This is a genomic window from Erythrobacter sp., assembly GCF_035194505.1.
Lineage (GTDB): Bacteria > Pseudomonadota > Alphaproteobacteria > Sphingomonadales > Sphingomonadaceae > Erythrobacter.
The window spans coordinates 42,477-54,837 of the sequence record NZ_CP136573.1; the positions used below are offsets into that span (position 1 = coordinate 42,477).

At 65.4% G+C, this 12,361-nt stretch carries 12 protein-coding genes and 1 pseudogene; 5 read left to right on the forward strand and 8 right to left on the reverse strand.

Features of this window, described 5'->3' with window-relative positions; genetic code table 11:
• Positions 1-145 precede the first annotated feature (145 nt).
• The gene (locus tag RSE14_RS00240; protein WP_324075066.1) at positions 146-1,759 is read left to right on the forward strand and encodes a lysine--tRNA ligase; all 1,614 of its coding nucleotides are present in this window, start codon (positions 146-148) and stop codon (positions 1,757-1,759) included.
• A gap of 13 nt (positions 1,760-1,772) precedes the next feature.
• Here the strand turns inward: RSE14_RS00240 and RSE14_RS00245 are convergent, their stop codons facing one another.
• Positions 1,773-2,441 (reverse strand): prolyl hydroxylase family protein, encoded by a 669-nt coding sequence (locus RSE14_RS00245; RefSeq protein ID WP_324075068.1) that lies wholly within the window; start codon positions 2,439-2,441, stop codon positions 1,773-1,775.
• A gap of 65 nt (positions 2,442-2,506) precedes the next feature.
• Entirely contained in the window at positions 2,507-3,643 is a 1,137-nt protein-coding gene (locus RSE14_RS00250; protein WP_324075070.1) for an RcnB family protein, read from the reverse strand.
• Positions 3,644-3,816: 173 nt separating this feature from the next.
• Here RSE14_RS00250 and RSE14_RS00255 point away from each other — a divergent pair, with 173 nt between their 5' ends.
• Positions 3,817-4,401: a pyridoxamine 5'-phosphate oxidase family protein gene (locus tag RSE14_RS00255; RefSeq protein WP_324075072.1), complete on the forward strand. Its 585-nt coding sequence runs from the start codon at positions 3,817-3,819 to the stop codon at positions 4,399-4,401.
• Here the strand turns inward: RSE14_RS00255 and RSE14_RS00260 are convergent.
• On the reverse strand, positions 4,398-4,949 hold the full coding sequence (locus tag RSE14_RS00260; RefSeq protein WP_324075074.1) for a diguanylate cyclase domain-containing protein: 552 nt from the start codon (positions 4,947-4,949) through the stop codon (positions 4,398-4,400). The genes RSE14_RS00255 and RSE14_RS00260 overlap by 4 nt on opposite strands.
• 111 nt (positions 4,950-5,060) lie before the next feature.
• On the reverse strand, positions 5,061-6,734 hold the full coding sequence (gene ettA, locus RSE14_RS00265; protein WP_324075076.1) for an energy-dependent translational throttle protein EttA: 1,674 nt from the start codon (positions 6,732-6,734) through the stop codon (positions 5,061-5,063).
• A 109-nt stretch (positions 6,735-6,843) separates the two neighbouring features.
• Here ettA and RSE14_RS00270 point away from each other — a divergent pair, with 109 nt between their 5' ends.
• Positions 6,844-8,262: a M20/M25/M40 family metallo-hydrolase gene (locus RSE14_RS00270; protein WP_324075079.1), complete on the forward strand. Its 1,419-nt coding sequence runs from the start codon at positions 6,844-6,846 to the stop codon at positions 8,260-8,262.
• A gap of 30 nt (positions 8,263-8,292) precedes the next feature.
• On the opposite strand, the gene RSE14_RS00275 is transcribed toward RSE14_RS00270, so the two are convergent.
• From RSE14_RS00275 to RSE14_RS00285, 3 genes are read right to left on the reverse strand one after another with little or no spacing between them, the layout of a single operon-like run.
• A complete protein-coding gene (locus tag RSE14_RS00275; protein ID WP_324075082.1) occupies positions 8,293-8,598 on the reverse strand; it encodes a hypothetical protein in 306 nt (101 codons plus the stop codon).
• A 2-nt stretch (positions 8,599-8,600) separates the two neighbouring features.
• Entirely contained in the window at positions 8,601-9,041 is a 441-nt protein-coding gene (locus RSE14_RS00280; RefSeq protein ID WP_324075084.1) for a chemotaxis protein CheW, read from the reverse strand.
• Between the two features lie 28 nt (positions 9,042-9,069).
• On the reverse strand, positions 9,070-9,453 hold the full coding sequence (locus RSE14_RS00285; RefSeq protein WP_324075086.1) for a response regulator: 384 nt from the start codon (positions 9,451-9,453) through the stop codon (positions 9,070-9,072).
• A gap of 123 nt (positions 9,454-9,576) precedes the next feature.
• Here RSE14_RS00285 and RSE14_RS00290 point away from each other — a divergent pair.
• A pseudogene (locus RSE14_RS00290) lies at positions 9,577-10,942 on the forward strand (IS3 family transposase).
• A gap of 101 nt (positions 10,943-11,043) precedes the next feature.
• Positions 11,044-11,343, forward strand: a complete 300-nt coding sequence (locus RSE14_RS00295; protein ID WP_324076944.1) for a chemotaxis protein CheB — start codon at positions 11,044-11,046, stop codon at positions 11,341-11,343.
• A gap of 6 nt (positions 11,344-11,349) precedes the next feature.
• Here RSE14_RS00295 and RSE14_RS00300 read toward each other — a convergent pair whose 3' ends face one another.
• Positions 11,350-12,345, reverse strand: coding sequence for a zinc transporter ZntB (locus RSE14_RS00300; protein WP_324075088.1), 996 nt, complete (start codon positions 12,343-12,345; stop codon positions 11,350-11,352).
• Positions 12,346-12,361: the final 16 nt, after the last annotated feature.

Below are 12,361 nucleotides of genomic sequence, written 5' to 3' on the forward strand. Positions count from 1 at the left end.
GCATGATCGCCGCCAGACCCCTTCCAGACCCCCTCCAGCCCCGATATGGCGCGCTGATGGGCCTTTTGCCGCGTGTTTCCGCCGTGTTTCACGTGAAACATTGGTGTTGCCAGCATCGCTGCCATGCGTGATAGGCGCGACCGCTATGACCACACCCGAAGAACTCGTTTCCGCAGCCCAGAATTCCAAGGCCTGGCCGTTTCAGGAGGCCCAGCGCCTTGCCAAGCGGATGCCGCAGGGGAAGCCCGGAGGGGTGCTGTTCGAGACCGGCTATGGTCCCTCGGGCCTGCCGCATATCGGCACCTTCCAGGAAGTGCTGCGCACCACGCTGGTCCGCCGTGCCTATGAAGCGCTGACCGGCGGCGCGCCGACGCGGCTGGTGGCCTTTTCGGACGACCTCGATGGCCTTCGCAAGGTGCCCGACAACGTCCCCAATCAGGCGATGCTGACCGAGCACCTCGGCAAGCCCCTGTCGCGCATCCCCGATCCCTTTGAAAAGTTTGAAAGTTTCGCGGCGCATAACAATGCGATGCTGCGGGAGTTTCTCGATCGTTTCGGGTTCGAATATGAATTCGTCAGCTCGTCCGATTGCTACAATTCGGGCCGGTTCGACGATGCGCTGAAGGGCGTGCTCGCCAATTTCGGCGCGATCATGGAGATCATGCTCCCCACACTCGGGGAGGAGCGCCGCAAGACCTATTCCCCCGTCATGCCGATTTCGCCCACCACCGGCGCGGTGCTGCAGGTGCCGATCGAGGTGGTTGATGCCGCCGCGGGCCTGATCCGCTTCACCGACGAGGACGGCTCTGTGGTCGAACAGTCGGCTCTGGGCGGCATGGCCAAGTGCCAGTGGAAGGTCGACTGGGCGATGCGCTGGGTCGCACTTGGCGTCGATTACGAGATGTATGGCAAGGACTTGACCGATAGCGGCATCCAGTCGGGCAAGATCGCCCGCGTGCTCGGCGGCCACAAGCCTGAAGGCCTGATCTACGAGCTGTTCCTTGATGCCAAGGGCGAGAAGATCTCCAAGTCCAAGGGCAATGGCCTGTCGATCGAGCAGTGGCTGCAATATGGCAGCGAGGAGAGCCTCGGCTACTATATCTTCGCCAATCCCAAGAGCGCCAAGCAATTGCACGCAGGGGTCATTCCCAAGGCGATTGACGATTACTGGCAGTTCCGCACCGCCTTGCCGACGCAGGATATCGACAAGCAGTTGGGCAATCCGGTGTGGCACCTGTTGCGCACCGGCCAGCACCATGACGGGGCTGAAGCCCCGGGCGCGGGCGACAGCCTGCCGGTGCCTTTCAGCCTGCTGCTGAACCTCGTTGGCGTGCTCGGCGCGGGCGCGACGCGCGAGGCGGTGTGGTCATACCTCGGCAATTATGTCGCGGATGCCGATCCCGCCGCGCACCCCGCGCTCGATGGGCTGGTGATGAAGGCGCTCGCCTATAACCGCGATTTTGTCGCCTCGACGCTGGCCAAGCGCGCGCCGGTCGATGGCGAGGTCGCGGCGCTTTGGGCGCTCGATGCGGCGCTCGCCGATGCACCGGCGGACATGAGCGCGGAGGACTTGCAGACCATCGTTTACGAGATCGGCAAGCAGCCCGAATTCGGCTTCGAGAGCCTGCGGGACTGGTTCAAGGCGCTCTACGAAACCCTGCTCGGATCCGAACAAGGCCCGCGCATGGGCAGCTTCATCGCGCTCTACGGAATCCAGCCGAGCCGCCAGCTGATCGCCGAGGCGCTGGCGAAAGCCTAGCCTTGGCCTGCGCCTAGCGCCACTGGCGGGTGCGGTACCACTTGGTGATGACGTATTTTGCGCCCTTCACCACCGGCATGCCGGCGTGCATCGTGCCTTCGTTGGGGCTGCCATCGGGAAGGGCGTTGTTCCACACCAGCAGCACGCCTGGCTTGGGCTCGATCTGGATGCCGATTTCGGTGAACAGCGTCTCGCCGCCTTCCTCGACATCGTTGAGATAGGCCATCGCCGTCCAGCTGCGCTGCCCGCCGCGCGCTTCCTCCAGCTTCCAGTATTTCTCGCTGACATAGAACCAGTCATTATGCGGCTGGAACTGCTGGCCGGGCAGATAGCGCTGGCCCTGCACCGCTTCGCCGATCGCGGAATCGAGGCCGAGCAGATCGTCGATCCGGCGCGAGATGCCGCGAACGAAGCTCTCCTCGGGATCAAGGTCGCCGGAGTACGAGGTGCGGAAACCGCTCGCGTAATCAAGCTCGTGCAGCGAGGAAGGGCGCGCCACATCGTCGATCATGGCGCACAGGCGCTCGCACTCGGCAAGGCTGAGAAAATCGCCGATCGCGAAGAGCTCGCAGTGATCGTTTTCGATTTGGTAGACGCCCGGATCTGCTGCCAGCCGCGCGCGCACAAGCGCGCCGACACGGGCGAGGGCTTCCTGATCGGGCACAAGTTGGGCGGCGCTCATGCCCGCCTGTTAGCAAGTGGGGCGCGCGGCGCAATCCTGCACCCGCGCGCCCGGCAACTTGGCTCTTACCAGAAGAAGTCGTGGATCACGTCCACCACTTCGCCGGTGTAGATGTCGACCAGCACGACATCGTCGTAGTAGCGCACCCACTGGTACGGTCCGTAGACCGGCGGCAGGCGGTAGGACCACGGGTCATTGATGAAGAACCGCGGCTGGAAGAACAGGCTGTCGAGGAAGAAGCCGATATTCAGCCTGTTGTAGCGGTGCGAGCGGTAAGGCGCGAAATAGGGCCCCGGGTGGAACTGGAAGCGGTTGCCGCGCCGGAAGCCGTTCCAGTCATAGTCCCGGTTGCTGCGCCAGCGATTGTCCCAGCGGCGGAAATCATTGCGATCCCAGCCGTTCCAGCCGCCATAGCTCCAGCGCCAGTCGTCGCGTCGCCAGTTGCGGCGGTCGCGGCGATAATCGCGGCGGTCACCATCGCGCCAATCGCCGTCACGCCGCCCATCGCGCCAGTCGCCATCGCGGCGACCGTCACGCCAATCACCATCGCGACGACCATCGCGCCAGTCGCCATTACGGCGCCCATCGCGCCAGTCGCCATCGCGACGACCATCGCGGCGGCCATCACCCTGGCCGATGCGGCCGCCGACCGGCTGATCGGCGCGCGCGTCGCCGCCCCGGCCGACATTGACAGGGGGCGGAGGTGTTCCGCCGTCGCGGCCCTGCCAGCCGCGCGGGTTCTCGCGCCGCCCGTCGCCACGCGGCCCGCGATCGGGGCGCTGGTCGAAGGTGTCAGCGCGGCGCTCGGTCTCGGCCGAGGCACGCTGGGCGCGGCGCATCACATCCGTGCCGAAACCGTCGCGGTTGGGGCGCTGTTCGGCGTTGCCCCGGCGTTCGGCGCGTTCGGCGCGTGCGGGACGCTCGGCGCGGGTCGGGAAGCTGCGCTGCTGCGGGGCTTCGGCTGTCCGGGGCTGTTCGAACCTCGGCGCGCGCGGTTCGCTGCGGACAGCCGGACGTTCGGTGCGGACCGGACGCTCGGCACGGCTCGGCTGAGCGCGCTCGATACGCATCGGCGGCGGGTCGGAATAGTCGGGCTGGCGCTCGGGCATGTCTTGCGCAAAGGCAGCGGCGGGAGCAGCGAGGGCAAGCATCAGGGCGAGAGCCGAAAGCGCGCCGCCCCGGGATGTCAGGGTCTTGGTCATGTGTGCCTCCAGTGTCGCCCGCCCACCACAAGCGGCCAATTGATGCCCCCTGTTAGGCTGCGGCAACTGTCGCAGGGATGAACCGTCAGTGCGATATTCAGAAAAATATCACCTTGGATGAACAATTCTGCACGCGCTTGACGCGACGACGATTGGCTCCGAAGGCGCGGGCCATGTTCGAAACCCTCGACGAGATCCGCAGCGACTGCGCCAATCGACTGATCCGCGCCGCGCGCGATCGCCATTCACCGATGCACACGCCGGTGATCGTCACCGCCGATGTCGATGCGCGGGTGATGGTGCTGCGCGCCTTCGATATGGCGACGTGGACGCTCCGGCTCCACACCGATATTCGCGCGCCCAAGGCCCACGCGGTGGCCGCGGACGGGCGGGTTGCGGTGCTGCTCTATGACAAGGGCGCCAAGATCCAGATGCGTCTGCGCGGGACGGGCCGGATCGAAGCGCAGGGTCCGGTGGCCGATGCGGCTTGGGCGGCGAGCACCAATTTCGCGCGGCGCTGCTATCTGGGTGAAGGGCCGGGAGCGGCATCGGACGGGCCCACCTCGGGCCTGCCGCCGGAGTTCGAGGGGGTGGAGCCCGATGACGCGCAGATCATCCCCGCGCGAGAGAATTTCGCCATGCTGCTGATCGAGATTGCCGAGATCGACTGGCTTTATCTCGCCCACACCGGCCATGTGCGCGCGCAATTCTCGCGCGGCGCGGAAGATGGCTGGGAAGGGCGCTGGGTAGCGCCTTAGGCGCTCGCCGTTTCGGGCGGCGGCAGAAAGATCACTTCCTCGATCTCGCTGGCGGCGACCACGTGATCGCTGCCGGTCTGCTGCGCCGCATCAAGCGCCGCGCGCGCCCGCGCAATCAGCGCCTCGCCCGCAAGACCGTGCTCGTCGGCGCCGGGCATGACGATGGTGAAGCCTTCGCCCGCGATCTGGGTGAAGCTGTCCTCGCGCCGCACGCCCGCCTTCATCACCGCGGCAATATGGCCCAGCACCTGTTCGCGCGCTTCGCTATCCCAGCCGGCGCGCAGCATCGCGATCTGGTCGATCCTGCCGGTCAGCACCGCGCGCGCGGCCTTGCGGGTGGCGCGGCGGCGATTGACGCGCTCCACCGCCTGTCCCAGCATCGAAGGCGCGAAGAGCTCGGCGAGCGGACTGGAAACGGGTTTCGTCGCGGGCGCTGCCGGGACGAGCGCGCGGCGATGGCGCAGGCGTTCCACAAACACGCCGAGCGCAAGCGCTGCCGTCGCGGTGACCATGGCCGCTTCGAGCGGCACTGCAATTCCGGTGACCACGTGGCTATGCCCCCATGCGACCCTGTATCGCTAGGGAGAATGCCGTAGCCCTGCTTAAGAAGCCGTAAACCAGGCGCGGGCGCCTGAAGAAACGCCCGCGTCGGGAAGCACTTACCGGGTGAGCTTCTTGTAAGCGAGACGCGTCGGGCGATCTGCCGCATCGCCCAGACGGCGGCGCTTGTCTTCCTCATAGGCTTCGAAGTTGCCCTCGAACCATTCGACATGGCTGTTGCCTTCAAAGGCGAGGATGTGCGTCGCCAGACGATCGAGGAAGAAACGGTCGTGGCTGATCACCACTGCGCAGCCCGCGAAATTCTCGATCGCGTCTTCGAGCGCGGCGAGGGTTTCGACGTCGAGATCGTTGGTCGGCTCGTCCAGCAGCAGCACGTTGCCGCCGGCCTTCAGCATCTTGGCCATGTGCACGCGGTTGCGCTCACCGCCCGACAGCTTGCCGACGTTCTTCTGCTGGTCGGCGCCCTTGAAGTTGAACGCGCCGACATAGGCACGCGTGCTCATGTCCTGCCCGTTGACCTTCATGTAATCGAGCCCGTCGGAGATTTCCTCCCACACGTTCTTCTTGGGGTCGAGATGGTCGCGGCTCTGATCGACAAAGCCGAGGCGCACGGTCGAACCGATCTCCACCGTGCCGCTGTCGGGCTGTTCCTTGCCGGTGAGGATCTTGAACAGCGTCGACTTGCCCGCGCCGTTCGGCCCGATCACGCCGACAATCCCGCCCGGGGGCAGCATGAAGGAGAGGTTTTCGAACAGGAGCTTGTCGCCATAGGCCTTGGTGATGTTCTTGGCCTCGATCACCTTGCCGCCCAGACGCTCGGGCACCTGGATGACGATCTGCGCCTTGCCGACCATGCGGTTGTCCTGGCTGTTCTGCAGCTCCTCGAACTTGCGGATACGCGCCTTGGACTTGGTCTGGCGCGCGGCCGGGGTCTGCCGGATCCATTCGAGCTCGCGCTGCAGCGCCTTCTGCTTGCCGCTTTCCTCGCGGCTTTCCTGCTCCAGACGCTTGGCCTTCTTCTCGAGATAGGTCGAGTAGTTGCCTTCGTAGGGGTAGTAGGAGCCGCGATCGAGTTCGAGGATCCATTCGACCACGTTATCGAGGAAGTAGCGGTCGTGGGTGATCATCAGCACCGCGCCGGCATATTCCTTGAGGTGGTTTTCGAGCCATTGGACGCTTTCGGCATCCAGGTGGTTGGTCGGCTCGTCGAGCAGCAGGATCGAGGGCTTCTGGATCAGCAGGCGGGTCAGCGCGACGCGGCGCTTTTCCCCGCCCGACAGGTCCTTGACCGGCCAGTCGCCCGGCGGGCAGCGCAGGGCTTCCATCGCGACTTCGAGCTGGTTGTCGAGCGTCCAGCCGTCAACCGCGTCGATCTTGTCCTGCAGCTCGCCCATTTCCGCGCCGAGCGTATCGAAATCGGCATCGGGCTCGCACATCAGCGCCGAGATTTCGTTGAAGCGATCGACCATGTCGGCGATCCCGCGCGCGCCGTCCTTGACGTTTTCGAGCACGGTCTTGGTCGGATCGAGCTCCGGCTCCTGCTCAAGATAGCCGACGGTGATGTTCTCGCCCGGCCAGGCCTCGCCAGTGAAATCGGTATCGATCCCGGCCATGATCTTGATCAGCGTGGACTTGCCCGCGCCATTGGGGCCGACGATGCCGATCTTCGCGCCCTGATAGAACTGGAGCGAGATGTTGCTGAGCACCGGCTTCTGGGCACCGGGGAAGGTCTTGGTCATGCCCTTCATGACGAAGGCGTATTGCGCGGCCATTGTGTGGGTCCTTGATGGGATCGGCTGGATTGGCTGCGCAGATAGGGAAGGGGAGGGGGAAGGGCAAGCGGCTAGACTTGGCCAGCGGCGGGCTATAGCACCACAGCCCATGAACAAGACCATGCTTGCGCTCGCCGCGCTCTCGCTCGCCGCTCCGGCCCTCGCCAACACGCCTTCGCCGCGCCCGACGCTGGAGCAGGCCGCCGACGCCGCGCTAACCCATGACATGCACGCATGGGATTTTGTCGAAGGGATCACCACCGAAGTCGGCCCGCGTCAGGCCGGGACCGAGGCCGAGGCGCGGGCGCGGGCCTGGGCCACCGCATGGCTCAAGGCCCGCGGCTTTGCCAATGTCGCAGACGAGCCCTTCATGATGGAGACCTGGGTGCCGGGCGATATCGCCCGTGCCCGCGTCACGGCGCCCTTTGCGCAGGAACTCGCCGTGCTGCCGCTCGGCGATTCCGCCGCAACCCCGGCAGGCGGGATCGAGGCCGAGGTGGTGTTTTTCCGCAATGTCGAGGAACTGCGCGCAGCACCTGCGGGCAGCCTCAAGGGCAAGATTGCCTATATCAGCCATGCCATGACCCGCACGCAGGATGGCAGCCAGTATGGCTTTGCCGGGCCTGCGCGTTGGGTCGGCGCAGGGATCGCTGCGAGCAAGGGGGCTCTCGCCACCATCATCAAGTCGGTCGGCACCGATCACCACCGCAACCCGCACACTGGCGGCACCAGCTTCCCCGAAGGCGTGGCGCCCACGCCGGCGGGCGCGCTGAGCCTGCCCGATGCCGCCAACCTTGAACGCATGTTCGCGCGCGCTGACGGGCGTCCGGTGACGCTGAAGCTGGAGATGAACCCGCGCCAGATCGGCGAGACACTGAGCGGCAATGTCGTGGGCGAGATCGTCGGGCGCAATCCCTCGCTGCCGCCGGTTCTGCTGGCCTGCCATATCGACAGCTGGTGGAACGCGCCGGGTGCCTTTGATGACGGTGCCGGCTGCGCGATCATCGCGGCTGCGGCGAAGAATGCGAGCACTGCCGGACAGCCGCTGCGCACCATCCGCGTGCTGATGGCGGGCGCCGAGGAAGTCGGCCTGTTCGGGTCGGTCGCCTATTCCAAGGCGCACCTTTCCGAGCCCATCGCCGTGGGCCTCGAGAGCGATTTCGGCGCGGACCGGATCTGGCGCTTCGACAGCAATTTCCGCACCAGCAACCCGGTGCTGCACAAGAAGATTGCTTCAGCCGTCGCACGCTTTGGCGTTTCGGCCGGCACTGATGTCGCGGGAGGCGGCGCCGATCTCAACGTCGTGCGCGATCAGAAGGGCGCGCTGATCGATCTCCAGCAGGACGGCACCCGCTATTTCGACCTGCACCACACGCCCGACGATACGCTCGACAAGATCGACCTTGCGCAGCTGCGCCAGAATGTCGCGGTGTGGACGCAGGTGGTCGGCATCCTCGCGAACGAGGATACCGCGATCCTGACCGGCACGCCCGTCCCGGCTGCGCCCGCGATCATGGGCGGCAAGTAGGCCCGGCACAGCGCCGCCGCCAGCGCCTGATCAACCGGCACAGGCCTCCTCCAGCGCGATCCTCAGATCGCCCAATCGGATCGCGGCCACTGCCGCGTCGGGATCGCTCGCGGCCAGCACCATGGCGACTTCGCGCAAGGACTGGGCGAGCCGGTCGATCTGCTGCAATTGCACCAGATAGCGCCCGGCAATGCCGGCATCGCTGCACAGCACGAGGCCGAAATTCTCGGATTCCTCGGCCAGCGCGGCGAGTTGCGTGCCGATGCCCGCCAGCAGGTCAGGTGAATGCGGCGCGCCCCTGCGGGCAGGCGCCGGTGTGGAGATCGTCTGCGCCATCCTCAGGCCGCCAGATCGAGCGGTTCGTCGATCATCAGGCGCGCCAGATCGAGCACCATCACCATCTCCTCGCCCAGCGGCGCGATGCCCTGGATGAAATGGGTGATGGTCTCGTGGCCCATGGCGTCGGGGTTCTGCAGGCTGCCGGCATCGATCGATACGATATCGGCGACATCATGCACGATCAGTCCGCGCAGCTGGCCTTCGTGTTCGATCACGATGATCGGATTGCGCGGGGTCGCCTCGGTCGGCTGCCAGCCGAGACGGGCGGCCAGATCGACCACCGGCAGCACCGCGCCGCGCAGGTTGACGACGCCGGCGACATAATCGGGCACGCGCGGCAGGCGGGTGACAGGCGACCAGGCGCGGATTTCGCGCACGGTCATGATGTCGATCCCGAAGCGCTGGCTGGCGATGCCGAAGGTGATGAGTTCGTGGCGCATGGCTCAGGTCCCCGTTGGTGCTGGCGGATCAGTGGATGACGCGGCGCAGGGCTGCGGTGAGCTTGTCGGCGTCGAAGGGCTTGACGATCCAGCCCGTCGCTCCGGCATTGCGGGCGCGCTGCTTCTTTTCGTCCGAGCTTTCGGTGGTCAGCACCAGGATCGGGCGTTCGGCGTGCAGCGCGCTGGTGCGCAGCTTCTCGATCAGGCCGAACCCGTCGAGGCGCGGCATGTTGATGTCGGTGATGATCACGTCGACCTCGTTGGTGGCGAGCCATTCGAGGGCTTCCTGGCCGTCCTCGCACTGCTCGACCTGAAACCCGCGCGAGCTGAGCGCACCCAGCAAGAGGGCGCGCATGCTGGCGCTGTCGTCGACGGTAAGGACGCGAATGGTTGAGGCATTGGTCTCTTGCATGATGGGTTCCCATTCGTCTCAGAATAGCTCGACCGTCCTGTCCCCCGTCAGCACCAATGGCACAGATTTGAGGTTGTGATTTAAGGAGGGTTGGGGCTTCGTCGTAGTGACGAAGGAACGAAGATGAAGACCCAACCCTCCTTGAAAAATGCCCCTCCCAAGAAGGCCCCTGCCGAGCGGGTGGTGAAGGACATCCGGCGGCAGACCCGGCGGCATTTGTCGGCCGAAGACAAAATCCGCATCGTGCTCGATGGGCTACGCGGCGAGGACAGCATTGCCGAGCTGTGCCGCAAGGAAGGCATCGCTCAGAGCTTGTATTACACCTGGTCGAAGGAGTTCATGGAAGCGGGCAAGCGCCGCCTGGCCGGTGACACTGCTCGTGCCGCAACCACCGGCGAAGTGCAGGATCTGCGCCGCGAGGCCCGTGCCCTCAAAGAATGCGTTGCGGACCTGACGCTCGAAAACCGTCTGCTGAAAAAAAGCATGATCGCGGATGGGGAGGGCGAAGAATGAGGTATCCCGCATCCGAGAAGCTTGAGATCATCAGGGTCGTCGAGCAGTCCCACCTGCCCGCCAAGCGGACGCTCGACAAGCTGGGCATCGCCCGTCGGACCTTCTACCGCTGGTATGACCGCTATCTCGAGGGCGGGCCGGAGGCGCTGGAAGATCGCCCTCCGCGCCGAGCCGGGTGTGGAACCGCATCGCGCCTGAGGTGCAGGATCAGATCGTCGGACTCGCGCTGGATTACAGCGAGCTGTCCCCACGCGAACTGGCCGTGCGATTTACCGATGAACGCCAATACTTTGTGTCCGAAGCCACGGTTTACCGCCTGCTGAAAGCACACGACCTAATCACCAGCCCGGCCTATGTCGTGGTGAAAGCGGCTGATGCGTTCCATACCAAGACCACCCGGCCAAACGAGATGTGGCAGACCGATTTTACCTACTTCAAGATCATCGGGTGGGGCTGGATGTATCTCTCCACCGTGCTCGACGACTTCTCGCGCTATATCATCGCCTGGAAGCTGTGCACCAACATGCGGGCCGAGGATGTGACCGACACGCTGGACCTCGCCCTGGCAGCTTCCGGCTGCGACAGCGCCACGGTGCTGCACAAGCCAAGGCTGCTCAGCGATAATGGTCCCAGTTACATCGCGGGAGAACTGGCGGAATACATCGAGGCCAACAAGATGAGCCACGTGCGCGGCGCCCCGATGCACCCGCAAACCCAGGGCAAGATCGAGCGCTGGCACCAGACCCTGAAAAACCGCATCCTGCTGGAGAACTACTTCCTGCCCGGCGACCTCGAGGCCCAGATCGAGGCCTTCGTCGAGCACTATAACCACCAGCGTTATCACGAAGCGCTGTCCAACGTGACACCCGCCGACGCCTACTTCGGCAGGGCCCCAGCCATCATCAAACAGCGTGAAAGGATCAAGCGACAGACCATCGAACATCGGCGCTTGCAACACCGCAACCTCGCCGCGTAACATCAACCCCCGGACGAGGCCCGCACTCCGCTAATTTACGCCCCGTGTTGTGCCGAATGTTCTGACGACGGACAGAGCCGGGCACGCCGCCGCGCCTCCGGCTGGTCGAGCGCGATCCGGTCAATGGGTGCCGCCCGTCGGCAGACCTCCTGTTCGGCGCGCTCGCTCGCAGCGGCTTGCCGGTCCTCGGCGGCCTGCTCACCGGCAGCGGGGCCGACGGCGTTCGCGGCCTCCGAATTCTAGCCGAGGCGGGAGGCAAGGTGTTCGTCCAGCGCCCTGCCGATTACGCCCCGCGCGATCGCTATGACGGGGTCCGCGCGCTCGGGCTGGAACTGTCCGATCTCAAACAGGAAGCGATACCCGAGTGGATCCTCGAACAGACCAATGCGGCGGCAGCGTAAGGCGGCCTAATCCTCCAGCCACTGCTTGACGGCAAACCAGCCGACCACGATCGCACCGATGACGAGGCAGAAGGCGACCACACCCCAGAAGGCCCAGCGATGATCGGCAAAGGGAATGCCTTCGACGTTCATGCCCAGAAGGCCGGTGACGAAGGTCAGCGGCAGGAAGATGAAGGCGACAATCGCGATGGCAAGGCTGCGCTGGTCGATCTGTTCGGTGCGCAGATCGGTGAGCTGTTCGTGCAGCAGCGCCGCCCGCTCGCGCACTGCCTCCAGTTCTTCGGCCATGCGCGCAAAGCGGTCCGCGGCATCGCGCAGATGCATCCGGTCTTCCTTGCTGATCCAGTCGAATTCGAGCTGCGCCATGGTGACAAGCGCATTGCGGTCGGGTGCGATGAAGCGGCGCAGCGCAATGGCCTGTGATCGCAGCACGGAGATGCGGCGGCGCAAGGCGTAGATGTCGCCGCTTTCTATTGCAGCTTCGCAATCATCAAGTTCGTCGGAAAGATCGGCAATGCGGGGATCGAGTTCGGTGCTGATCGTCTGGGCGAGCACCGATACGAAATCCCCGCCATCGGCCAACCGCCCGGCGCGCATCGCCTCCTCGACCTTGCCCAGCGCGGCGAGCGGCTTGCGCGAGACCGAGGTGACGCGGCGCGCTTCGACCCATACACGGATCGAGACCAGCGGCTCGCTGTCGCTGGGCGACGCCTGCCCGGTGCCGCGCAGGTTGATAAGCGCTGCCTCATCAATCTCGTCGCAGCGCGGACGGGTTTCGCTGGCAAGCAGGGCGTTGGCGGCGGGATCGGGCACATAGGCGGGCAGATCGGGCCGCTCGCCGCTCGGCGCCCCGTCGACATGGAGCCAGACAAAGCCGGCTCCGGCATGGTCACTGGCTTCCTGCCCGAACAATTCGCGCACGACGCCGTTTTCCAGCACGAGGGCGCGCAGAAGGGCGGGGTGGTGATGTTCGGCCATGCGCGGGTAATGTGAACTGGACATCGGGGGAGGGCAAGGG

Bases quoted from the DNA above. Each gene is read 5' to 3' on its own strand.
- RSE14_RS00240 (WP_324075066.1), top strand. From the start codon at position 146: ATGACCACACCCGAAGAACTCGTTTCCGCAGCCCAGAATTCCAAGGCC.
- RSE14_RS00245 (WP_324075068.1), bottom strand. From the start codon at position 2,441: ATGAGCGCCGCCCAACTTGTGCCCGATCAGGAAGCCCTCGCCCGTGTC.
- RSE14_RS00250 (WP_324075070.1), bottom strand. From the start codon at position 3,643: ATGACCAAGACCCTGACATCCCGGGGCGGCGCGCTTTCGGCTCTCGCC.
- RSE14_RS00255 (WP_324075072.1), top strand. From the start codon at position 3,817: ATGTTCGAAACCCTCGACGAGATCCGCAGCGACTGCGCCAATCGACTG.
- ettA (WP_324075076.1), bottom strand. From the start codon at position 6,734: ATGGCCGCGCAATACGCCTTCGTCATGAAGGGCATGACCAAGACCTTC.
- RSE14_RS00270 (WP_324075079.1), top strand. From the start codon at position 6,844: ATGAACAAGACCATGCTTGCGCTCGCCGCGCTCTCGCTCGCCGCTCCG.
- RSE14_RS00275 (WP_324075082.1), bottom strand. From the start codon at position 8,598: ATGGCGCAGACGATCTCCACACCGGCGCCTGCCCGCAGGGGCGCGCCG.
- RSE14_RS00280 (WP_324075084.1), bottom strand. From the start codon at position 9,041: ATGCGCCACGAACTCATCACCTTCGGCATCGCCAGCCAGCGCTTCGGG.
- RSE14_RS00285 (WP_324075086.1), bottom strand. From the start codon at position 9,453: ATGCAAGAGACCAATGCCTCAACCATTCGCGTCCTTACCGTCGACGAC.
- RSE14_RS00300 (WP_324075088.1), bottom strand. From the start codon at position 12,345: ATGTCCAGTTCACATTACCCGCGCATGGCCGAACATCACCACCCCGCC.